Origin of the sequence: Rhodococcoides corynebacterioides NBRC 14404 (genome assembly GCF_001894765.1) — a bacterium.
In the GTDB taxonomy this organism is placed as follows: Bacteria; Actinomycetota; Actinomycetes; order Mycobacteriales; family Mycobacteriaceae; genus Rhodococcoides; species Rhodococcoides corynebacterioides.
Genome location: NZ_BCWV01000003.1, coordinates 113007 through 133824, shown reverse-complemented (window position 1 = coordinate 133824; position 20818 = coordinate 113007). Strand labels below are relative to the sequence as shown.

Sequence of the window (20818 nt, the reverse complement as noted above, 5' to 3'; positions counted from 1 at the left end):
GCGGCGCACGGGAGCCGTCAGTCCGGTGCGCCGATGTTCAGGTCGTTCGGGTGCGCCCCCACCCGCTCACCGGTGTCCAGGGCGTCGATGCGCTGCAGGTCCTGATCGGACAGTTCGAAGTCGAAGACGTCGATGTTCTGCGCGATCCGCTCCTCGTGCACCGACTTGGGGATGACCACCAGGCCGTTCTGCAGGTGCCACCGGATCATCACCTGCGCGGCCGACTTGCCGTACGCGGCGCCGATGTCGGTCAGCGTGTCGTCGGTGAGCAGCGTGTTCGGCTTCGAGTCGCGGCCCCACCCCGAGTTGCTGGTACCGCCGAGCGGGCTCCACGACTCGACGGTGATGCCGTGATCGCCCGCGACGTGCCGAATCTCCTTCTGCACCAACCGCGGATGCAGTTCCACCTGGTCGACGGCGGGCAGCAGGCCGCCGCGGTCGACCAACAAACCGAGGTGGCGCGGCTCGAAGTTGCAGACTCCCACGGCCTTCGCCCGGCCGGACTCGGAGATCTTCTCGAACGCGTCCCACGTGCGCAGCAGTCGCTCGTCGTTCTGCAGCGGCCAGTGGATCAGGTACAGGTCCACGTAGTCGAGGCCCAGCTTGCGCAGACTCTCGTCGAATGCCGCCAGCGCGGAGTCGTAGCCCTGGTCGGAGTTCCACAGTTTCGTCGTCACGAAGACGTCCTCGCGCGGCACCGACGACGCTGCCAGAGCCCGGCCCACGCCCTCCTCGTTGCCGTACGCGGCGGCGGTGTCGATGTGCCGGTACCCGGCCTCGTCGATCGCGTACCGCACAGCCTTCTCGGTCTCGTCGTTCGTGGCCTGCCAGACGCCCAGTCCCAGTGCAGGGATCGACGTTCCGGAATTCAAGGTGATCGTCGGAGTGCTCATACCTCCACGGTAGCCACCTGGAAGAGTGGCCGGTGTGAAGCTGTTCGCGACGGACCTCGACGGCACTCTCCTGCGTTCGGATCGCACCGTGTCCCCGCGCATCGCGGCCGCACTGCGCTCCGCCGCCGAATCGGGCATCGAGGTGGTGTGGGCGACGGCGCGGGCGCGGCACTCCGTCCACGAGTTCGCCGCGATGTGTGGTTTTCGCGGAATTGCGTTGTGCGCCAACGGCGCCGTCGTCATCGATCTGGCGGACGGAACGCCGGTGATTCGCAGCACCGTGGGACTGGACCCGGCGGCGGGCGTCGCCGCCGTCGACGCGGTACGACGGGCCGTGCCGGGCACGGTCTTCGCCGCCGTGGGCCCGACGACGTTCGTCGCGGAGCCCGGCTACGCCGCCCTGTGCGTGTTCTCCGATCATCACCGGGAGCCCGAGTCGATGGTCCGGGCCGACGAGCGCTTCCCGGCGCTGACGGAGGACGTCGTCAAGATCGTCGCGCGACATCCCGAGATGGAGAGTGTCGATCTCTACCGGGCGGCGGCCGATGCCCGGCTCGATCTGGCCGTGACGCATTCGGGTGCGCCCTACGTCGAGATGGCCGCACGCGGGGTCTCCAAGGCCGCCGCCCTCGCCGCGCTCTGCGGAGAACGGGGGATCGACGCGGTCGACGTGGCGGCGGCGGGCGATGCGCGCAACGATCTGGAGATGCTGGCGTGGGCCGGAACCGCCGTGGTGCCGGAGAACGCCATCGCCGAGGTGCGGGCGATCGCGGACCGCATCGTGCCGAGCAACGACGACGACGGGGTCGCGGTCTACCTGGAGGAGCTCACCCGCACCGACGGGACTTAGGTTACCCTCACTTCTCGTGAGCGCACAGACGAAGGGCTGGCAGGGCACCGTTCTCAAGCTGATGGGCGGGGCCGACGTTCGCCTGACCGTCCTGCACACCGAGGACGTCACGCCGCACTACCGGCGCGTGCGGGTGAACGCGGGCGGGCTGTTCGGTCGCAAGACCTACCACCCGACGATGTGGCTGCGGTGCTGGTTTCCCACCGACGACGGGTCGTCGACGCTGCACCACCGCGCCTACACCGTCGTCGACCCGGATCCGGAGGCCGACGAGTTCACGGTCGAGTTCGCCCTGCACGCAGGGGCGGCGTCGAACTGGGCGCGGCGCGCCCGTCCCGGCGACACCCTCGACGCGACGTTCCAGGGATCGAAGTACGCCGTGCCCGACCCGCTGCCCGCGGGCTACCTCGTTGCCGGGGACTCGGCGTCGGTGCCGGCGATCCGGTCCCTGCTCGCGGCGCTGCCGGACACGCTCCCGGTCACCCTCTGGCTCGAGACCGTCCACGAGTTGGATCACGACCTGCCGCTGGTCTCGACGCCCGCGACCACCGTCCAGCACATCCCGCGGCGCGACGGCGGTGCCTCGATGGTGGACGCGGTGCGGGCCGGGGTGTTCGACGCCGCCGATCACGCCGCCTGGGTCGCGTGCGACACCGTGACCACCCGCGCGGTCGCGTCGGTGCTGAAGTCCGAGTACGGCGTTCCGCGCGGGGCGCTCAAGGCGCAGGGCTACTGGATCGCCTGACGCGTGCTCAGGGCCGCCCGTGGTACGTCTTGGCGGCGGTGGTCGACAGCAGGGCGACGATGACGAAGCCCATCAGACCGTTCACGATGGCCGCTCCGATCGCCGCCGTGATCGCCCCGGCCGCGAGGAACGGGAGCACGATCACCGCCACCACGATCAGGCCCGCGATCCAGGAGAAGAACGTGGTCGGGGACGGCACGGCCTGGAACAGCAGTAGCATGAACGCGCCCGCGAGGACCGCCGCGAGGGCACCGTAGATGCCTGCGATCCACGGGTCGGACAGTCCGTACATCCAGAAGACGCGGGTGTCGGTGCGGTTGTAGACGGCCTGCACGATCGCCGTGGCCACCCACCCGGCGAGGAACGTGGTGATCGCGGTGGCGACCACTCCGCCCACGAACGGACCGACGTCGAACTTCAGGCCCGACCCCGGCTTCGGACCGGGGCTCGGCGCGGCATAGGGGTCCTGACGGCCGTAGGCGCGCGTGCGGTCGTCGTACCCGCCCTGGTAGCCGCCCTGGTACTCGTCGCGGTACCGATCGCTCATCCGCCCCGTCCCTTCCTCGCCCGACCCGACTGTCCTGCCGGGCCAACCCTAGCCGCGTACCCGGTCGGACGCGGTCATCACACCGACGCCGACGCGGTGGAGACCACCAGCAGGTGCGCGAGGGCCGTGGCCGCGGCGGCGCGGCCCGCCGGCCGCACCGACACCCGGGCATCGGTCGTGGTGACCAGGTAGCGACCGCGGTCGGTGTCGATCCACCGGAACCCGTCGGTGGCCACCAGCGGTCCGTCCGCCTCGGGCCCCAGCTGCCCGACGACGACGTCGCCGACGCCGGTGCGCGGCCGGTCCAGCACCGCAAGGACGCGCGCGACCTCGTCGTCCGTGTGCCGCACGACCGATCGAGGTGCCTCGACGTCCGCACGCGCGGCCGTCCCGGCGGGCAGGTCGCCCGCGGCGCCGCCGATCACCGCCGCGAGTGCGTCCGGCAGCGCCGCGGCGGCCATCGCGTCCAGGGTGACGACGCCGTCCGGGTGCTGCACCATCGTCACGGCCGGGGCGTGGGTGCCGGCCGGTTCCGCCGTCAGGGCAGCCCGGACGCGAACTCGTGTCCCGTCGACGTGGACGCCGCAGACCGTGACGTGCAGGGCGGCCGGGTTCACCGTGGCCGCCGCGGCGACGACGTCGGACCCGCTCAGGGTGAGTACCGCCCGGCGTCGTTCGGCGGCGAGAGCATGCGCGTCCACGACCGTGCCGTGTCCGGCGACCGCGATCGGGAACGGGGGACCCGCGCACCCGAGTACCCCCGCGAGCACCTCGACGGCCACCGGGGACAGTTCCGCGGTCGTCATCCGATGACCGGCGGGGCGACCAGCGGCAGATCTCCCACCAGCGCATCGCCGTTGTCCGCGGTGACGAGGTAGCGGGCCGGGCGATGCTCGCTGTCGTCGCCTCCGCCGCGGCCGGGCATCATCGCGGCCGGGCCCATCATTCCGCCCCGAGCGACCGCGCCGCCGCCGGTTCCGGACGCCGCCGACCCGAGCGACCCGGCGGGCGCGACGGCGCGCTCCCCGAGGATCCGCGTCCCCGCCCCGTCGGCCGGACCGCGAGCGTGTCCCGGCGCGCCGCCGGATCCACCGCGACCGACCCCGCCGGAGCCCGACCGTGCCGCGCCGCGAGACGTCCCGGATCCCGACGTCCCCGCCCGCGCGGATCCGGCCGACGCGGGCGCCGACGACGCCGGAGCCGGCACCGACGACCCGGCCGACGTCACGCCACCGGGCACCGTGCCCGCAGCCGAGCCCGCGGATGCGGCGCCGGAGCGGTCCGCCCCCGCGGGAGACACTGCGGCCGCGCGGTCCCCGGCCGCAGCGCCGCCGGGCGATTCGGGTGCGGCGGCCGACGCGGCGACCGTGTCGGCGAAGGCCGGCGCGGTCCCGACGGGTGTGACGGCCGACCCCGCGCCGAACGCCGTCCCGGCGCTCGGACCGCCGGCACCGCCGCTGCCACCACCGCCGTCGACGGTGCTGCCCGGTGCCGGGTCGACCGGTGGCGGCAGGGCGGGGACGGAACTGTCGGCCCGCAGGACCGTCGGGACGTACACGCTCTTCATCACCGCGACGGCCTCGGCGCGTCGTTCCTCCTCCTCGGCGAAGAGCGCGGTCACGCTGTGCGCCGACGCCATCGGGTTCAGGGACAGCGTGCTGACGGCGACGCGGGCGAAGTCCGAGGGCGTGAAGGACTGCGGAGGCGGCACGCTCTCCCGGGTGGCGGCCAGGCCGTGACGAGCCACGTCGAGTTCGGCGGACACCACGCCCATCAGGTCCACCGAGGTCAGCGATCGATCGCGGTAGGCCGCCACCGCCGCGAGGGCGGCGTCGGCCGTCATGCCCTCCCAGTCGGAGCCGAGGACGGCCTCGAGGTCGCGCCACAGCGTGGTCACCGCTGCGGCGAGGCGCTCGTGTGCCATGCGCCAGGTCTCCGCCCCCGCGTCGAGCATCGCCGGCGTCAGCTCCGCGGCGTGTCCCCAGATCGCGGGGTGCGACATGGCCTCGAAGGCCTCGGGCACCACACCGCCGGGGGCACCCGACGGCCCGGTGACGCTGCCCGCGAGGTCCCGGTATCGGGCGAGGGCGCGTTCCCCGGCGGCGAGGCGCTCGCTGTCGTCACCGGTCACCAGATCGTGCAGGGCGACCCTCGCCCGGTCGATCGCGTGCGCCCCGACGTCCCGAGCCGTGTCCACCAGTACCCCGAGCGTGTCCATGCCGCTCATGCGTATCCCCTCCGGCTGTCCGCGGTGACGGGGTCACCGATCCCCTGCGGAGGTTCGACGCAGCGCGGGTCCGCGCGGTTCCATCCCAGCGCGGGTCCGCGCGGTTCCATTCAGCGCGGGTCCGCGCGGTTCCATCCCAGCGCGGGTCCGCGCGGTTCCATTCAGCGCGACTCGGCCGCACCCACCGCATCCGCCCAGTGGCCCGACCGCACCAGAGCGAGCGTCAGGATCAGTCGATCGTCGGGATCGGCCGCACTGCGGCCGGTCAAGTCCTCCACCTGCCGCATCCGGTAGATGACGGTGTTGCGGTGGCAGTAGAGCAGTTTGGCCGCATTGGTGGGGGAGCCGTCCGCCACCAGGACGTGCGCGAGCGTGCGCAGCAGCGTGTCCCGCGTGGCCGCAGGTTGGTGCAGCAGGTCGCCGAACGCGTGCCCTTCGATCAGTTCGGCGATCTCGTCGTCCGCGGAGACGACGATGGCGGGCAGTCGGTCGGTGGCGACGACGGCGAGGCGGTCGCCGGCCGCGACGGTCGCGGCGGCGCGGGCCGCGGTGCGATACGCGGAGGCGAACGACGCCAGCCCGTCCGTCGACGCCGCGATGCCCACCGCGCCGGTCGCGCGGGGAGCCACGGCGTCCGCCACGGCGGATGCGCCGCCCGGCCCGAGGCCGAGGAGGCCGAACTGCACCCCGTCGCGCACGTGCCAGAAGGACGACGTGGTCACGGCGTCGACCGTGTCCTCGGGTGCGGCCAGCGGAGGCTCGCCCAGGTCCGACACCGCGCCGACGGCGCAGGCGATCGCCTGAGATGGGGCGAGCCCCAACGTCGCTCGGGCGTCGGCGGCGAACTGCGGGTCCGCGCCGCGGCCGTCGCGCAGACCGTCGAGCACCGAGAGGATCTTCGACAGGTCGCGCTGCTGCATGCGCGCGGTCTCGCGCCGGTACGCGTCCACCAGAATGGTGTTCTGGGTGTCGAGCGCCTGCCAGAGACGTTGTCCCGCAACCAGAAGCAGCCGCGCCTCGAGCAACGACGGCTTCTCGGCCACCGCGGCGGCCAACTCCTCCCACAGCGTCCGGGACCCCAGGGTGTAGGCCTTGAGCACCAGCTCCATCGGAATGCCCTGGCGTGCGCGCTCGCGCCCCGTCCGTCGCCACACGTCCGTCGTCGCCTCGGGTGAATCCGGCATGCCGCTCAGGCGACGGAGCCCGAGCCGGATGTGTTCGCGCGTGCTGGAGCGCACGATCGACGGGATGTCCGAGCCGGCCGCCATGTACTCCGGGTCCTGCTCGAACAGGGCCAGGGTGATGGAGTCCGCGAGGGCGTCGGACTCGGGGAGCAGGGTCGCCCAGGCCCGTCGCACCGCGTCGCGTTCCGCCGGGGACAGGCGCGCGAGCACGCCCGTCGTGCGGGTGCGGACACGGCCGACGTCACCTCGGCCGGACGGGGGTCCGGCGGGTCCGTACGGCGGTGTCGCCGGGCCGTGCGACGGCGAGCCCATGAGCAGAGCTTTGCGCACCGCGCCCGGAGAACGGGGTGAAATGACCGAAAACAGTGCCCCCGAACCCATCAGATTTGTGCGCTCCGCCCATATCCAGGACTGTGCGCAGCGTCCATAGTGAGTGCCACCCGAACTGTGAGGTGGACCACTGTGCCGCTGACCGAACCGTCACCCATCACGACCGAATCCGTCTTCGCCCTGACCGACGTCACGGTCGAGTTCGGCGGCATCACGGCCCTGTCCGACGTAAGTCTGTCGGTCGGCTCGGGCGAGATCCTCGGCGTGATCGGGCCCAACGGGGCCGGCAAGACCACGCTGTTCAACGTGGCCTGCGGGCTGGTGCGGCCGCAGGCGGGCTCGGTGGTCCGCAGCGGCGAGTCGATCGCGCGCCTCCGGCCGAAGGATCTGCCTCGACTGGGCATGAGCCGCACCCTGCAGGGCCTCGGGCTGTTCGACCGCATGACCGTCCTGGACAACGTCATGGTCGGCGCGGACCATCTCTCCACCACCGGGGTCGTGAGCGCCCTCCTGGGGCTGCGATCGGCGGGCCGGGACACCGCGGCGCTCCGGGATCGCGCACTGGCCGTGCTCGTCGAGCTCGGCATCGACGGTCATGCGTCGCGGTATCCGCCCAGCCTGCCGTACGCGGTCCGCAAAAAGGTTGCGCTCGCTCGCGCGCTCGTGTCTGAACCGACTTTGCTGCTGCTCGACGAACCCGCGTCGGGACTGTCCGACGCGGAGATGGACGACCTCGCCGAGACGATGCGGTCGTTGACCACGCGCATGTCCATCCTGCTGGTCGAGCACCACATGGATCTGGTCATGAGCGTCTGCGACCACCTGGTGGTGCTCGATTTCGGCAAGGTCATCGCTCGCGGGACACCCGACCGGGTGCGTCGGGACCCCGCGGTGCTCGCCGCGTACCTGGGAGACGAGGTGGACCGTGAAGGGTGACAGGGGCAGCGCTGCAACGGACAGGGCGGCAACGGACAGGGCGGCAACGGACACCGCGGCAACGGACACCGCGGCAACGGACACGGCGGCGCTGACGATCCGCGATCTCACCGTGCGGTACGGCGCGGTGACGGCGTTGGACGCGGTGTCGATGACCGTTCCCGCCGGCGCCGTGACGGCGGTACTCGGGGCCAACGGCGCCGGAAAGACCACCCTGCTGCGCACCGTGTCCGCGGTGCAGAGCCCGGTCTCCGGCAGCATCACGATGGGCGACCACGACCTGGTCGGCGCCGGGGCGGAGCGCATGTCGCGCCGCGGACTGTCCCACGTCCCCGAGGGGCGCGGCGTGATCGTCGAGCTCACGGTCGAGGAGAACCTTCGCCTGGGACTGTTGGGCCGCAACACCTCTCGGCCACGGATGGACATGAGCCGCGTCTGGGAGATGTTTCCGCCGCTCGCGCAGCGGCGGCAGGCGACCGCCCACACGCTCTCGGGCGGCGAGCGGCAGATGCTCGTGATCGCGCGGGCGCTGCTGGCCACCCCGTCGGTGCTGCTGCTCGACGAGCCGTCGTTGGGTCTGGCTCCCCGCGTGGTCGCCCAGATCTTCCGGCAACTGCGCGAGGCCGTCGACGCGGACGGGCTCACGGTGGTGCTGGTGGAGCAGAACGCCCGCAGTGCCCTGTCCATCGCCGAGCACGCGGTCGTGCTCTCGCTGGGGCGCGTCGTGCGCGAGGGCCCGGCCGCGGATCTGCAGGGCGACGAGGAGCTGCGACACGCCTATCTCGGTTTCTGATCCCCGCGAGCGCACTCCGGACCTCATGGCCACGACGGCCCTCCCGATCTCGAAAGGCCAAGCGGTGCAGCAACTCCTCACCATCGTCATCAACGGCATCACCAACGGGATGATCTACGCCGCGTTCGCCCTCGCGTTGGTGCTCATCTGGCGGTCCACCCGCATCGTCAACTTCGCGCAGGCGCCGATGGCCATGATTACCACCTACGTCGCCCTGACCGTCATCGACGCCGGCTACTCCTACTGGATCGGGTTCGGCGTGGCGCTCCTGTCCGGCCTGATCCTGGGCGCACTCGTCGAGCGCCTGATCATTCGGTACGTCGACAGTGCGTCGCACATCAATCCGGTGATCCTCACCCTCGGGTTGTTCATCGTGATCCACGCCGTGGCGGCGTTGGTCTTCGGCAACCAGTTCCGTTCGTTCCCGGCGCCGTTCGGGCTCGACGGACAACGCATCGGGTCCGTCGACGTCGCGCTGACGGGGAACGACGTCTACACCGTCGTCGCGGTCCTGGTGGTGCTCGCCGCGTTGGTGGCCCTGTTCCGCTTCACCGACCTCGGCCTGACCATGCGCGCCAGTGCTTTCAGTCAGGAGGTGTCGCGTCTGCTCGGGGTGCGGGTGGGTCGCATGCTGACCCTCGGCTGGGCCCTGGCCGCGGCCGTGGGATCGGTGGCCGGCCTGCTCATCGCGGGCGGGTCGCTGGTCCACCCCGGTTACATGGATTCGGTGGTCGTGTTCGGCTTCGTCGCGGCCGTGCTCGGAGGTCTCGACAGTCCCGTCGGCGCGGTCGTCGGGGGACTACTCATGGGAGTCGGGCTGTCCGCGGTCAGCGGGTACGTCGGCCAGGACCTGGTGTCGTTCGCGGCCCTGGTGATCCTCATCGTCGTTCTGCTGGTGCGCCCCAACGGATTGTTCGCCGCCGCCTCGGCCAGGAGGGTCTGACATGAGCGCACCCACCCGATCCCGCCCGTCGTCGTCCTCGACGGCGGAGACCGGACGCCTCGGTCGCCTCGGTCGCCTCGTCGCCACCCCGGTGCGCCGGCACCTGCTCGGGGCCCTGCTGGCCGTCGTCGTGATCGTCCTCGTGCTCGAGAGCGTGAGCACCTTCCGCCAGAGCCAACTCACGTCCGTCGCCTACCTGGCGGTGGCGGCCGGCGGGCTGACCGTGCTCACCGGGCTCAACGGGCAGTTGTCCCTGGGCCACGGGGCGTTCATGGCCATCGGCGCCTACACCGCCGCACTGATGTTGCGCGCGAACGCATCCGGATGGTCCGTTCCCCTGGTGCTGCTGGCGGCGACCGTCACGGCCGGGGTGGTCGGCGTCGTCGTCGGTCTGGCCGCGGCCCGGCTGCACGGGCCGTACCTCGCCGGCGCGACTCTCGCCCTGGCGGTGGCCGTTCCCGGCCTCGCGCTGTACTTCTCGGAGTACCTCGGCGGGGAACAGGGACTGATCGTGCCGTCCCCGGACGTGCCGCGCGCGCTCGACGACATCGCGTACTTCGTCACCGGGAACGAGCTCACCTCCACCAAGTTCGTCGCCTACGTGTCGTGGTTCCTGCTCGTCGTCGTGTTCGTCGTCCTCGCCAACCTCTCGGTCGGCCGCGTCGGGCGCCAGTGGCGCGCGGTGCGTGACGACGACGTCGCGGCGGAGATCGCGGGAATCGACCTGGCGCGCAGCAGGATTCTGGCGTTCGTCGTCAGTGCCGCGTGCGCCGGTGCGGCCGGGGCGGTGATGGCCATGGCGTCGAGGATCGCCGCGCCCAGTGGGTTCACGCTGGTGCTGTCGCTGACGTTGCTCTCGGCGGTGGTCATCGGCGGGCTGGGCACCCTCAGCGGTGCGCTGCTCGGCGCGGCGCTGTTGACGTACATCCCGCCCGTGGTCACCAACCTCGGCCTCGACGGTGGACTGACCAGCTTGCAGGCGGCCGAACTGGCGCCCCTGGTGACGGGCATCTTCACCGTCCTGGTGATCCTGTTCGCTCCGCTCGGGCTGGTCGGCACCGTGCGGACGCGCTACCTGCGCTACCGGCTGAGCAGAGCCACGCGGACCGGCCCCGACCCGCACGACCCGAACGACCCCGAGAAGGAAGGGACGCGATGACACACGAGAAGCAACCGAGGAGAACGGGTCCGCGGCGCTGGGCCCTGCGGTCCACGGCACTCGCGGCGGCCGCACTGATGGCCGTGTCCTGCGGCGCCGGCGGCCGCGAGGAGGGCGAGACCTCGTCGGAAGGGTCCACCGTCGGGATCACCGACACGACGGTCAAGATCGGCGCCCACTATCCGCTGACCGGCGTGGCGGCACCGGGCTACAGCGAGATCCCCACCGGCGCCAAGGCGTACTTCGACTTCGTCAACGCCGCCGGCGGGGTGAACGGTCGGCAGATCGAGTACGTGGTGCGTGACGATTCCTACGACCCGACCACGACGACGCAGGTGGTCAACGAACTCGTCCTCCAGGACGAGGTGTTCGCGATGGTGGGTGGACTCGGCACGGCGACGCACAGCGCGGTGATCGACTTCCTCAACGAGGAGGGCGTGCCGGACCTCTTCGCCTCGTCGGGCGCGATCATGTGGGGCAACGATCCGGAGAAGTACCCCAACACCTTCGGATGGCAGCCGGACTACCAGGTCGAGGGCAAGATCATCGGGGACTGGGTCCTCGAGAACCGCCCCGACGCGAAGGTCGGTCTCTTCCTCCAGGACGACGATCTGGGCCGCGACAGCGAGGAGGCCGTTCGCCAGTACCTCGGAGACCGGATCGTCGGCGTCGCGCGCTACACGTCCGGTAACACCGACGTCGCACCGCAGATCGCCCAATTGCAGGCATCCGGTGCAGACCTGGTGCTCGGGTTCAACGTGCCGTCGTACACGGCGCTGAGCCAGCTGGTCTCGCGTCGTCTGAACTACACGCCGGAGTGGTTCTACTCCTCGATCGGGTCCGACGTCGATCTCGTCGGCTCCCTGCTGGGCCGCTTCTCGCAGGGAGCGGTGACCGACGGCGCGTCGTCGCTGGAGAACATTCTCTCGCTGCAGTACATCGACGGCACCGACGACGCGGAGAGTCCCTGGACCCAGCTCTGGCAGCGCGTGTGGGAGCAGAACGGAACGGACGAGCCGCTGACGAACTACCGCATCTACGGCATGAGTCACGCCTACGCGTTCGTGCAGGCGTTGCAGGCCGCCGGGGAGAACCCGACCCGCGAATCGATCGTCAGCGCACTGCAATCGGACGGCAAGTCGTTCGAGGGGCCGCAGCTCGCGCCCTTCCGCTATTCGCCCGAGAGCCATCTCGGCATCTCCGGGGCCAACGTCTACCGCATCCGGAACGGTGTGCCGGAGAACCTGACGCCGGTGCTCGTGACCGACATCGGTGATGCCCCGGTCGAGGAGTACACCGGCGAGCGGGCGACGCCGCCGGAGAGCGGGATTCCGGACACGCCGCCGGCGGGCTGAGGTGGTGGCGGGCTGAGGTGGTGGCGGGCTGAGGTGGTGGCGGGCTGAGGTGGTGGCGGCCCGGTGTCTCGACGCCGGGCCGCCGCACTCGGCGGCCCGGTCGGGCGAGCTCAGTCGAGATCGCGATTGCCGAACACGTCGGCCTCCGCCACCCCGTCACGCACGGCGTGTTGCAGCTGCGGCGGCACCAGCACCACCTCGCCGTCGACCAGCAGGCCGTCGTCGACGAGGGACTTCAGGTGCGCGGTCACCAGTTCGGCGGTCCGGCGGTCCTCGCCCTCGAGACTGCCGTAGTCCTCGTCGAGGTTGCCCTCCGGCGGATCCGGTGTCATGGCCGCCAGCACGGTCTGGGCCACGAACGACGCGGCGACGGACGCCGAGACGTCCACCTCCGAGCCGGCGGAGAGAGTCGAGCTCACGTACCCCGCCACGGCGGCCCGCAACGCCGGCACGTCGCGCGCGGTGAACGCGTCGGCCTGCGGTCCCGGGGCGGCCACGCCGTTCACGGCCGTGACCAGGCCGCCGAGCAGAGCCCCGGACCAGAGGTCGGCGATCTCGGGAACGTCCGCGGGCCCCTGGAACGTCGAGGTCGGCACGGTCACCCGCAGGGCCGCGCCCACCGTCGCCGCGTTGACGGCGTCGCCGCTGCGAGACCACTCGATCAGCGCATCCCACCGCGGGATCATCGGCAGGTCCGCCAGGGCCGCCGCTTCCTCCTCGGCCGGCACGTCCGGTAGTTCCACGTCGTCGGCGGTGAGGGTGTCGGGCATGGAGTCGACGAAGGACGTCAGGTCGTCCATACAGTGCTCGAAGTCGGCGTCGGTGCCGCTCCAGAGGTCGGACTCGTCGAGGAACGCCAGATAGGTGAGCGCCGAGAACACCAGGTGCAGTGCGGCGTCGTCGGCCTCGTCCGTGTCCTGCGCCAGCACCGATTCCGCGGCGTCGAGCACCAGGTGGGCGTCGTCCGGAACCCACCCCGTCGCCGAGAACTGCGGCCGCACCCGGTCCAACTCGCGAAGCAGGGACTCGATCACCCGCACGGTGGCCCGCGGATCCGTGTCCGGCTCCTCGGCCTGGTCGAGCCAGTCGGAGAACCGCCCGAGCGCCTTGTCGATGGTCGACGGTGTCGGCGCGCCGCCGCGTTTGCGACGGCGGGCGGCGGACTTGGCGGCGCGCTTCTGCCCGCGGGACAACGGTCGCTGTGCACCCATGGGTGACGACCTTACGGGCAGCCGGCGACGCCGACGGACCGGTGGAGACCCCCTGCGCACCGGCACGGGTGTGACGTAGATCATGTGACGACGGCGTGCGCTTCCGCGTTCTTCGTACGACTGACCTCAGACACCGAGCGCGCCCGGACCGGGCGGCGCCGAAAGGAGCGAACCATGGCTGATTTCGTCGACAAGGCACAGAGCAAGGCCGAGGAGGCCGCGGGCGCCGCGAAGAAGAAGGTCGGCGAGGCCACCGGCGACGACAGCCTGCGCACCGAGGGTGCGGCGCAGCAGAGCAAGGCCGACGGCAAGCAGGCCGCACAGAAGGCCGGCGACGCCGCGAAGGACGCGGCCGGCGCCGCACAGGACAAGGCCGAGGACCTCGCCGACAAGGCGGGCGACGTCGCGGACAAGGCCGAGAAGAAGGTCGACCAGGCCGCGAACGCGGCGCAGGACAAGGCATCCGACGCCGCGGACAAGGCCAAGGACACGGCCTCGGACGCCGCGGACAAGGCGGAGAAGACCGTCTCCGACGCCGCCGACAAGGTCAAGCAGTCCGACGCTCCCGACGCCGTCAAGAAGGCTGCCGACACCGCCCAGGACGCGGCGTCGCAGGTAGCGGGCAAGGCCAAGCACGCGGCCGACGAGGTCGCCGGCGCGGTGAAGAACTTCGACGCCGATGCCAAGGACGTCGCCAAGGCCGGCGCGGTCAGCGCCCCGGTCATCGCCGCCGTCGTGGGCGCGGTCGTCGCGCTCGTCGTGGTTCGTCGCCGACGCAACGACCCGCGCCGGGTCGCCGAGCGTCGTCTGAAGAAGGCGCGCAAGAACGCACAGGGCTTCGGCCACGATCTGGCCGAGACGGTGAAGCAGGCGCGCAAGCGCTGACCATCCTCCTCTCGACACGACGACCGACGCGGGAACCGCGAGGGCGAGGGGGCCGCGTCGGGTCGCCGAGAGAGCACCGTACGAGGAGCGGGGCGAGCACATCCCACCCGATGTGCTCGCCCCGCTTCAACGTGAACGGAACCGTTCGACCGGCGCCGTCGTCCAACCCAGCGGACAGCAACATCGACCGGGGGGAGCGAGATGGAACGCATCGACGTCGAGGTGGAGGGCGTTCGGGCCACCAGCAGGGCAATCGCGAGCGCGGCGGACCTGCTGGGGTCGGAACTCGCGGACGTGGCCGCGATCGTCCGGTCCGGGACGGCCGGGTGGCACGGCGCCGCCGCGGCGGCGTTCGCCGCAGGGTGGGATCGGGTGGACGCGGGCGGTCGACGCGTCGTCGCCGCGCTCGGTGAGCAGGCCCGCGCGCTCGAGACCGCCGCCGCGGGCTACGCGCACGAGGACACCGTCGCCGCGACCCGGCTGGCGCTGACATGACCGCGTTCCGGGTGGAGCTCGATCCACTCCTGGAGGTCGTCACGCGGCTGCGGGCCGTGGCGGTCACGACGGATCGGCACCGCGCCGACCTCGACGCGCGCGTGGCCGACCTCGAGGTGGTGTGGACCGGCGAGGCAGCGGCCGCGCACCGTCGGTCACACGACGCGGCCGCGGCCGGGGCGCGGGAGATGGCCGACGGTCTCGCCGCGATGGCCGAGGCGGCGCACTCCGCCCATGCCGCCTATTCCGCTGCGGTCGCGGCGAACGTGCGCATGTTCGGGCCCCGCTGATGGCGCCGATCGTCGTCGATCTCGCACCCGACGCGTTGACCGCGGCCGCCCGCGCGATGTACGGCGAGGCGGACACGGTGGCGACCGCGGTGCGCGCGCAGCAGCGCCGCGCGGCGGACTGGGGTGGAATGGCCGGCAGCGACGAGGCCGGTCGGCGGTGGGGCACGGCGTACGACGAGGACGTCGCCGCGGTGTCGGGTGCGCTGCGCACCGTGGTGTCGGCGCTGTCGTCCCTGGGTGTGCTGATCGAGCAGTCCGCCGTCAATCACGCGACGGCGGACTCGATCGCGGCGTCCGCGCCGCCGCCGGACCTGTCGGCCGGGACGCCGACCACGCTCGAGGACGTGCTGCTGCCCAGCGCCGTGGGGGACTCGGGACCCGGTCTGCAGGGCGCGATCGAGATCGCCGACGCGGTGGGTGTGCCGTGTCCGAACGGCGACACCGATCGGTTGCGGGCGGCGTCCGAGGCCTGGATCGTGGTCGGCCGCGAGTTGCTCGACGTCCGGAGCCGTCTGCTGGGTGTCGCCGACGGGCTGCGCGTGTCGACGAGTCCCGAGATCGACGCCATGCAGGACGACGTGCGTCGTGTTCTCAATGCGGTCGAGGCGGCGGCCGGGGCGTGCTCGGGTCTCGCGGCCCTGTGTCGCGATTTCGCGGACCGGCTCGCGGACACGCGGGCGCAGATCCGCGACCTGATCGAGCAGTTCGCGATCGAGGAGGCGGCGGCCGTCGCCGTCGGGATCGGGTTGGCGTTCGTCTCGGCCGGGCTGTCCGCAGCCGCGGGTGCGGCGGTGGCGGCCGGCCGGTTCGCCCGCACCGCGTCGCGGGTCCGCGCGGTGGTGGCCGCGCTCGGGGCCTTCGCGCGGATGCGTCGCAACGAGACGGCGATGGCCACCCTCGATCGCGTCGTCGACGACGTGGAGGAGGTGACCACCCGCGTCCCGGTGCGGTGGGACGACGTCGTTCCGGGGCAGACGCGGCCCGCGGCGCCGGGATGGTCGTCGTCGCGCGCGCTGGACGATCACTTCGCGCGGCACGGCGCCGACGTCGGTGCACGGTCGGCTCGGGACTACGCCGAGCTCGCCGCCCGGTTCCGTGACGACCCGTCGCGCCTGGTGAAGATCGGGCCCGACGGCACCCTGCGCATGTACGACCCGGCGACGAACACCTTCGCCGCCTACACTCCCGACGGCATCACCAAGACCTTCTTCCGACCGGGGTCCGGTGCCGCCTACTGGGACCGTCAACCAGGAGTTCCTCGATGAGCGCGTTCGTCTGCCCGGTCTGTCGCTACCCCGAACTCGCGGAGCCGCCTCGAACGGACGCGGGTCCGTCGTACGAGATGTGCCCGTCGTGTGGCTTCGAATTCGGTGTCACCGACGACGATCGGGGCATCTCCGAGAACGAGTGGCGACGGCGATGGCTCGCGGAGGGTGCGCGCTGGCAGTCGACGTCGCCCGCCCCGCCGGGCTGGGACGGTGCGGTGCAGGCCCTCGGGTGAGCTGTCAGGGCAGCAGGTGCGAGTAGGCCGAGCATTCGGCCGCCACACCGATGTAGACCAGGCCGTCGGACTGCGCGTCGCTCCAGCCGAGGGGCGCGGTGCGTCCGGACACGTCCTCGAGCACGTCGATGCCGGCCCGACCGACGGCGAGGTCTCGGCAGATGTCGGTGGCCGTGCGGTCGATGAATCCGAGGGTGTCGGGGTCGGCTGGGTAGCCGGCCGAGGTCAGGACCTGCGTCAGGGTGGTGCCCGGATCCGATCCGGACGCCGCCGACGCGGGTGCAGCGACGTCGACCGCCGACAGCGTGGCCGCCGAGGGGGCGGTGGGCGCGGTGAACGGCTCGAACAGGGCGGGCCGACCGGCCGGCGCGGGCGCGACGTCGCTCGCGGCCACGGCAGACTGAGTGTCGACGAGCGTCGGAAGGACGGCCGCGGGGAGCGCTACCGCCGTGACGGCGACAGCGGCCCACAGAACGCGTCGACGGATGCTGGTCGGGCGGCGGTGAGCAGGCATGTCGAGTCTTCCGTGCGGGGTTCGGACGCTGACTTATACCCAAGATCGAGTGAAATGTTACGTCGATCTCACATCATGGAACGGAGGGCGCGCCGATGGCTGCGGTATCGCGTGCGGATCTGGGCGCCTGGCTGATCACGGTGAACCCGCGGCTGACGGACGTCGTCTCGATGATCGCGACGGGGGACCTCGGCGGGGATTGGTGCGTCGCGCCGAACTATCGGACGGCCCTGATGGCGTACGGCGATCCGATCGTCCTCTGGGTGTCGGCCGGTGGGGGTGCCGGTCCTGGGCGCGGGGTGTGGGGCGTGGGTGAGGTGACGGGAGCGCCGACGGTCGGTATCGATCCCGCCGACCGTCGCCTGCACGTCCCCACGCGCATCGCCGCTGTGCCTCACCCGGTCACCGCGGACGAGTGCCGCGCATCGGCGGACCTGGCCGGCCTGGAGGTGCTGCGGTCGCCGCAGCAGTCCAACCCGTCGTTCCTGACGCTGCGGGAGTGGGCAGCGCTTGCTCCGAGGATCACGAAGTAGCCAGTACCGTTCGGTTGGTACTGCTGTGACTGATGTGACCTATGCTACAGATGTGACTCCATATGGTCGGGTGCACCCGCACCCGCGCGTCGGGTGGGAGTCACCATGGTCCGTGCGGTCGTCACACGAATTCTTCTTCTGCTGGCGGTGATGCTCATGACGCTCACGGTCACGCCCGCATCCGCCGCCAGTTCCTACGTCGGCAGGCAGGGAATCGGGCTCAACGGCATCGATTTCCGCGCGTCGTCGACGGTGCAGCGAGCCCAGGCCGCCCGCATCGCCGGCACCGGCGCCGCCTGGGTGCGGATCGAGATCGACTGGTGGTGGGTGCAGGACGGCGGCCCGACGTCGTACAACTGGGCCGGGCCCGACGGCGCCGTCGCTGCGGCGCGCGCCCGCGGACTGAAGATCCTGCTGCTGATCCAGAAGACGCCACCCTGGGCTCGCACCACGACGAACGGCAGCACTCCGCCGACCGACCCCGCCGCCTACGCGCGGTTCGCCGCCACCACCGTCGCCCGCTACTCGCCGCAGGGAATCCGGGCCTACGAGGTCTGGAACGAGCCCAACCTCTGGATGTTCTGGGCGGATCCCCTCACCGGAAAGCCCAACGTCCAGGGGTACGTCGATCTCCTGCGTGCGGCGTATCCGGCCATGAAGGCGGCGACGCCGTACCCCATCACCGTCGTCGCGGCGGGACTGTCGCCGTGGGGGACCACCGGGCAGTCGCCGGAGGGGCACGCGGTCGCACCCCTCACCTACCTCGATCAGATGTACGACCTCGGGGCGGGTGGGTCGTTCGACGCCGTCGGCTGGCACCCGTACACCGCACCTGCTCTGCCCAACGATGTCGCGGACTGGAACGCCTGGTCGCAGATGAGCATCGACTTCCGGAACCCCGACGGCACGATCTATCAGAAGAGCGCGCGCACGATCATGACCGAGAACGGTGACGCCGGAAAGCTGATCGTGATGACCGAGGCCGGCGCCGCCACCGCGGGCGACCCCAGCCTCACCGAGCAGGCCCAGGCCACCGCCTATCGCCAAGCGGTCGACCTGCGCCTGTCCTACACCTGGGCCGGTCCGATCTTCTTCTACGAGACCACCGACCGCGCGGCCCTCACCACGGTGGATCCCGACAAGGAGAACTACTTCGGGGTCTACCGCAACAACGGCTTCGCCAAGCCCGCCGTCGCGGTGTTGCAGTCCGTCCGCTGACCCGCGCCGCAGCTGGGGGGTCAGCTCTCGCAGCCCACCCCGTCCCCGTCGCGGTCCAGGTGGGAGCCGTATCCGGGATCACCGGCGTACACGGGCGCGGCGCCCGCGGCTCGGGCCGCCGAGCAGTTCTTGTAGTAGGCCGACTCCTCCGCCGCAGCCGGGGCGGGCGCGACGTAGGGAGCGGGCGCAGGAGCAGGCGCCACGAACGGCACCGGGGCGGGAACCGGCGCGGGAACGTAGGCGCGGTCGACGTCCGGATCCACGTACGGCGTCTGCACGGTCGGCGGCGGGGCGTAGACGGTCACGGTCTCGGTGGTGGGCGCGACGGTGGTGGTGGTCGGCGCCGTCGTGGTGGCCCGAGTGGTGGTCGGCGCAGTCGTGGTGCGGGTGGTGGTCGGTGCGGCGGTGGTCGGCGCAACCGTCGTCGTGATGGGTGTTTCGGTGCTCGCGGCCACGGGCTCGGTCTCACCGCCCATGGCCATCCCGACCGCGGACAGGCCGACGAGAATGCCGGCGGCGATGCCGATGCGACCCTTCCGGCTCTTCTTCTTCGTCGTGGCGACGACGGGCGGCTGGAACGGGGGCGGGTACGAGCTGGGCATCGAATCTCCGACTACGGACGTGACAGGTCACAGCACACGTCGTGCGAAACGGGGCGAACGTTACGGACCGCATGGGTCGGCACGCGGCCCCGAGCAGAACGCGCGTCTCGGTGCGGGTGCAGACGGGTGTCCGCCGCAGAGCCTGCCGAGCCGCACACCCTGCTCACCGCAGGGAGTGTCACGGCAGCCCCTGCAGCACCTCCACCACGCTTGCGGCCCCGGCCAGCCCGTCGACCACGTCGACGACCCGTCTCGCATCGGCGACCCCGACCAACCCGGCGATCTTGGCGACGACGGCGTCTCGGTCGAGCGGAAAATGGTCGCTGTCGCCGACAGGGTTGGGTGCGCCGGCGGCCAGCATCTCCCCGGACCGCATCGTCAGGTCCACTTCGACGGCTCGGCGGTCGGGGAGCAGCGCGGTCAGGTGGTCGGCCACCTCGACCTCGACCCGGTCCACCACCGCCGTCGCGCGCGCGAACGTGGCGCCGTCGGGATCGAGGGAGTCGACGCCGATCTCGTCGGAGACCAGCGCTGCGGCGACGACGACGGGGAGCGAGAACATCGCCTGCAGGCGACTCGTCGGAGCGCGCCCGAACAGTGGCTCGGCCAGTCCGTGAATGCGCACCCGCACCGCGGTGACGTCGTCGGCGGACAGGTCGTGGGTGCGGCGGAGTTGCTGCACCACGTCCACGGCGGCGTGGGTGTAGGAACAGCTGGCGTGGCGTTTGGCGTAGCCGCGGTCGACGGAGAGCACGCCCGGCTCGACGGCGAGCCGCTCCGGGTGCAGGGTCCCCACCACCCCACCGAGCGTGGACGACGCGATGCCGACGTTGTCCACCAGTCCGGCCTCGGCCAGGCGTGCGGCGTCGAGACCGGCACGAACAGCGTTGCCCATCCAGAGGTTTCGGCCGAACTGCCCCTGCAGCACCACCTCCCACGGAGCGATCGAGACGAGGGAGGTCGAGGCGTCCACCGCGGCGGCCGTGCGGTCGGCGCTCAGACCCCACACGACGGCGGCGGCCATGGCGGCTCCGGTTGCGCCCCAGTGGCCGTGGGTGTGCCAGCGCGGGTCGCGGTCGAGCGCGTGGCCGAACCGGGTGGCCACCTCGTAGCCGGCGACGACGGCGGTGAGGAACGTGGCACCCGTGACCGGTTCGTCCGCGAGACGCGCGGCGGCGACGGCGGCGGGCACGACGTGCGCCGCGGGGTGGCCGGCGGCGTGCTTGTTCCCCTCGTCGAGTTCGAGGCAGCACGACGCCACGGCGTCGAGCAGAGCAACGGTGTCGGCGGATCCGGTGGCCTTGCCCCCGACGGTGCGCCACGGCCCCGGGTCGCGACGGCGGGACGCCATCAGGGCAGCGACCTCGGGCGTGCGGGCGCCGGCGACGCCGACTCCCCAAAGGTCGACGAGCACGGTCTCGATGCGGGACGGGCCGCGGGCCTCGGCGGCGGTCAGGGCGTCGACGACGAGGGTATGGACGGCATTGCGAGTGCGTTCCGCTAAGCGAAACGACGGCACTTCGGGCATAACGGGAGTGAACGCGACCGGACGAAGGTGGTCAACCCACCCGCAGAGCGTCAACACGCCTGCTAGCGTCGTCACCACA

The 20818-nt window shown here is 71.7% G+C and carries 23 protein-coding genes; 14 read left to right on the top strand and 9 right to left on the bottom strand.

Annotated features, from left to right (window positions below):
- Positions 1–17: 17 nt before the first annotated feature.
- Entirely contained in the window at positions 18–893 is an 876-nt protein-coding gene (locus tag RC2_RS06105) for an aldo/keto reductase (protein WP_068150053.1), read from the bottom strand.
- 25 nt (positions 894–918) lie between these two features.
- Here RC2_RS06105 and RC2_RS06100 point away from each other — a divergent pair, with 25 nt between their 5' ends.
- Positions 919–1743, top strand: coding sequence for an HAD family hydrolase (locus RC2_RS06100; protein WP_068150050.1), 825 nt, complete (start codon positions 919–921; stop codon positions 1741–1743).
- Between the two features lie 16 nt (positions 1744–1759).
- Positions 1760–2488, top strand: coding sequence for a siderophore-interacting protein (locus tag RC2_RS06095; protein WP_346243062.1), 729 nt, complete (start codon positions 1760–1762; stop codon positions 2486–2488).
- A gap of 7 nt (positions 2489–2495) precedes the next feature.
- Here the strand turns inward: RC2_RS06095 and RC2_RS06090 are convergent, their stop codons facing one another.
- From RC2_RS06090 to RC2_RS06075, 4 genes are all read right to left on the bottom strand, one after another.
- Positions 2496–3035 carry a hypothetical protein gene (locus tag RC2_RS06090; RefSeq protein ID WP_068150047.1) on the bottom strand — a complete coding sequence of 180 codons (540 nt, stop codon included), beginning with the start codon at positions 3033–3035 and terminating at the stop codon, positions 2496–2498.
- A 77-nt stretch (positions 3036–3112) separates the two neighbouring features.
- Positions 3113–3841 carry an ESX secretion-associated protein EspG gene (locus tag RC2_RS06085; protein WP_068150045.1) on the bottom strand — a complete coding sequence of 243 codons (729 nt, stop codon included), beginning with the start codon at positions 3839–3841 and terminating at the stop codon, positions 3113–3115.
- A complete protein-coding gene (locus RC2_RS06080) occupies positions 3838–5262 on the bottom strand; it encodes a hypothetical protein (protein ID WP_068150042.1) in 1425 nt (474 codons plus the stop codon). The genes RC2_RS06085 and RC2_RS06080 overlap by 4 nt, the downstream gene beginning before the upstream one ends.
- Positions 5263–5423: 161 nt before the next feature.
- Positions 5424–6758 (bottom strand): PucR family transcriptional regulator, encoded by a 1335-nt coding sequence (locus RC2_RS06075; protein WP_245810999.1) that lies wholly within the window; start codon positions 6756–6758, stop codon positions 5424–5426.
- Between the two features lie 150 nt (positions 6759–6908).
- Between RC2_RS06075 and RC2_RS06070 the strand changes: the two genes are divergently transcribed.
- The 5 genes from RC2_RS06070 to RC2_RS06050 are packed head-to-tail and all read left to right on the top strand — an operon-like array spanning position 6909 to position 11962.
- Positions 6909–7712 (top strand): ABC transporter ATP-binding protein, encoded by an 804-nt coding sequence (locus tag RC2_RS06070; protein ID WP_068150040.1) that lies wholly within the window; start codon positions 6909–6911, stop codon positions 7710–7712.
- Positions 7702–8505 (top strand): ABC transporter ATP-binding protein, encoded by an 804-nt coding sequence (locus RC2_RS06065; RefSeq protein ID WP_245810998.1) that lies wholly within the window; start codon positions 7702–7704, stop codon positions 8503–8505. Before RC2_RS06070 ends, RC2_RS06065 begins: the two co-directional genes overlap by 11 nt.
- A 25-nt stretch (positions 8506–8530) precedes the next feature.
- Positions 8531–9448 (top strand): branched-chain amino acid ABC transporter permease, encoded by a 918-nt coding sequence (locus RC2_RS06060; protein ID WP_245810997.1) that lies wholly within the window; start codon positions 8531–8533, stop codon positions 9446–9448.
- A 1-nt stretch (position 9449) separates the two neighbouring features.
- Positions 9450–10607 (top strand): branched-chain amino acid ABC transporter permease, encoded by a 1158-nt coding sequence (locus RC2_RS06055; protein ID WP_082895601.1) that lies wholly within the window; start codon positions 9450–9452, stop codon positions 10605–10607.
- Complete coding sequence (locus RC2_RS06050) at positions 10604–11962, top strand: ABC transporter substrate-binding protein (protein ID WP_068150037.1); 1359 nt, start codon at positions 10604–10606, stop codon at positions 11960–11962. Before RC2_RS06055 ends, RC2_RS06050 begins: the two co-directional genes overlap by 4 nt.
- A 110-nt stretch (positions 11963–12072) precedes the next feature.
- On the opposite strand, the gene RC2_RS06045 is transcribed toward RC2_RS06050, so the two are convergent.
- Positions 12073–13173, bottom strand: coding sequence for a hypothetical protein (locus tag RC2_RS06045; protein WP_068144199.1), 1101 nt, complete (start codon positions 13171–13173; stop codon positions 12073–12075).
- A 174-nt stretch (positions 13174–13347) separates the two neighbouring features.
- On the opposite strand from RC2_RS06045, the gene RC2_RS06040 reads away from it, so the two are divergent.
- The 5 genes from RC2_RS06040 to RC2_RS06020 all read left to right on the top strand — a co-directional run bounded on the left by RC2_RS06040 (position 13348) and on the right by RC2_RS06020 (position 16344).
- The gene (locus RC2_RS06040; protein ID WP_068144196.1) at positions 13348–14058 is read left to right on the top strand and encodes a CsbD family protein; all 711 of its coding nucleotides are present in this window, start codon (positions 13348–13350) and stop codon (positions 14056–14058) included.
- A 201-nt stretch (positions 14059–14259) separates the two neighbouring features.
- The gene (locus tag RC2_RS06035; RefSeq protein WP_068144193.1) at positions 14260–14553 is read left to right on the top strand and encodes a WXG100 family type VII secretion target; all 294 of its coding nucleotides are present in this window, start codon (positions 14260–14262) and stop codon (positions 14551–14553) included.
- Entirely contained in the window at positions 14550–14843 is a 294-nt protein-coding gene (locus RC2_RS06030) for a WXG100 family type VII secretion target (RefSeq protein WP_068144191.1), read from the top strand. Before RC2_RS06035 ends, RC2_RS06030 begins: the two co-directional genes overlap by 4 nt.
- Positions 14843–16108 (top strand): WXG100-like domain-containing protein, encoded by a 1266-nt coding sequence (locus RC2_RS06025; RefSeq protein WP_068144177.1) that lies wholly within the window; start codon positions 14843–14845, stop codon positions 16106–16108. Before RC2_RS06030 ends, RC2_RS06025 begins: the two co-directional genes overlap by 1 nt.
- On the top strand, positions 16105–16344 hold the full coding sequence (locus RC2_RS06020) for a hypothetical protein (protein ID WP_068144174.1): 240 nt from the start codon (positions 16105–16107) through the stop codon (positions 16342–16344). Before RC2_RS06025 ends, RC2_RS06020 begins: the two co-directional genes overlap by 4 nt.
- A 4-nt stretch (positions 16345–16348) precedes the next feature.
- Here RC2_RS06020 and RC2_RS06015 read toward each other — a convergent pair whose 3' ends face one another.
- Positions 16349–16858, bottom strand: a complete 510-nt coding sequence (locus RC2_RS06015; RefSeq protein WP_072681192.1) for a hypothetical protein — start codon at positions 16856–16858, stop codon at positions 16349–16351.
- A gap of 95 nt (positions 16859–16953) precedes the next feature.
- On the opposite strand from RC2_RS06015, the gene RC2_RS06010 reads away from it, so the two are divergent.
- Together RC2_RS06010 and RC2_RS06005 are read left to right on the top strand one after the other, a co-directional pair.
- Positions 16954–17391: a hypothetical protein gene (locus RC2_RS06010; RefSeq protein ID WP_068144166.1), complete on the top strand. Its 438-nt coding sequence runs from the start codon at positions 16954–16956 to the stop codon at positions 17389–17391.
- Positions 17392–17496: 105 nt separating this feature from the next.
- The gene (locus RC2_RS06005) at positions 17497–18609 is read left to right on the top strand and encodes a hypothetical protein (RefSeq protein WP_139277299.1); all 1113 of its coding nucleotides are present in this window, start codon (positions 17497–17499) and stop codon (positions 18607–18609) included.
- Positions 18610–18629: 20 nt separating this feature from the next.
- Here the strand turns inward: RC2_RS06005 and RC2_RS19190 are convergent, their stop codons facing one another.
- Complete coding sequence (locus tag RC2_RS19190; RefSeq protein ID WP_068144164.1) at positions 18630–19211, bottom strand: excalibur calcium-binding domain-containing protein; 582 nt, start codon at positions 19209–19211, stop codon at positions 18630–18632.
- Positions 19212–19389: 178 nt separating this feature from the next.
- On the bottom strand, positions 19390–20739 hold the full coding sequence (locus RC2_RS05995; RefSeq protein WP_083529660.1) for an MmgE/PrpD family protein: 1350 nt from the start codon (positions 20737–20739) through the stop codon (positions 19390–19392).
- Positions 20740–20818: the final 79 nt, after the last annotated feature.

Coding starts and splice junctions, on each gene's coding strand:
- RC2_RS06105 (WP_068150053.1), bottom strand. CDS start 893: ATGAGCACTCCGACGATCACCTTGAATTCCGGAACGTCGATCCCTGCA.
- RC2_RS06090 (WP_068150047.1), bottom strand. CDS start 3,035: ATGAGCGATCGGTACCGCGACGAGTACCAGGGCGGCTACCAGGGCGGG.
- RC2_RS06085 (WP_068150045.1), bottom strand. CDS start 3,841: ATGACGACCGCGGAACTGTCCCCGGTGGCCGTCGAGGTGCTCGCGGGG.
- RC2_RS06080 (WP_068150042.1), bottom strand. CDS start 5,262: ATGAGCGGCATGGACACGCTCGGGGTACTGGTGGACACGGCTCGGGAC.
- RC2_RS06075 (WP_245810999.1), bottom strand. CDS start 6,758: ATGGGCTCGCCGTCGCACGGCCCGGCGACACCGCCGTACGGACCCGCC.
- RC2_RS06060 (WP_245810997.1), top strand. CDS start 8,531: ATGGCCACGACGGCCCTCCCGATCTCGAAAGGCCAAGCGGTGCAGCAA.
- RC2_RS06055 (WP_082895601.1), top strand. CDS start 9,450: ATGAGCGCACCCACCCGATCCCGCCCGTCGTCGTCCTCGACGGCGGAG.
- RC2_RS06050 (WP_068150037.1), top strand. CDS start 10,604: ATGACACACGAGAAGCAACCGAGGAGAACGGGTCCGCGGCGCTGGGCC.
- RC2_RS06045 (WP_068144199.1), bottom strand. CDS start 13,173: ATGGGTGCACAGCGACCGTTGTCCCGCGGGCAGAAGCGCGCCGCCAAG.
- RC2_RS06040 (WP_068144196.1), top strand. CDS start 13,348: ATGGCTGATTTCGTCGACAAGGCACAGAGCAAGGCCGAGGAGGCCGCG.
- RC2_RS06035 (WP_068144193.1), top strand. CDS start 14,260: ATGGAACGCATCGACGTCGAGGTGGAGGGCGTTCGGGCCACCAGCAGG.
- RC2_RS06030 (WP_068144191.1), top strand. CDS start 14,550: ATGACCGCGTTCCGGGTGGAGCTCGATCCACTCCTGGAGGTCGTCACG.
- RC2_RS06025 (WP_068144177.1), top strand. CDS start 14,843: ATGGCGCCGATCGTCGTCGATCTCGCACCCGACGCGTTGACCGCGGCC.
- RC2_RS06020 (WP_068144174.1), top strand. CDS start 16,105: ATGAGCGCGTTCGTCTGCCCGGTCTGTCGCTACCCCGAACTCGCGGAG.
- RC2_RS06015 (WP_072681192.1), bottom strand. CDS start 16,858: ATGCCTGCTCACCGCCGCCCGACCAGCATCCGTCGACGCGTTCTGTGG.
- RC2_RS06010 (WP_068144166.1), top strand. CDS start 16,954: ATGGCTGCGGTATCGCGTGCGGATCTGGGCGCCTGGCTGATCACGGTG.
- RC2_RS06005 (WP_139277299.1), top strand. CDS start 17,497: ATGGTCCGTGCGGTCGTCACACGAATTCTTCTTCTGCTGGCGGTGATG.
- RC2_RS19190 (WP_068144164.1), bottom strand. CDS start 19,211: ATGCCCAGCTCGTACCCGCCCCCGTTCCAGCCGCCCGTCGTCGCCACG.
- RC2_RS05995 (WP_083529660.1), bottom strand. CDS start 20,739: ATGCCCGAAGTGCCGTCGTTTCGCTTAGCGGAACGCACTCGCAATGCC.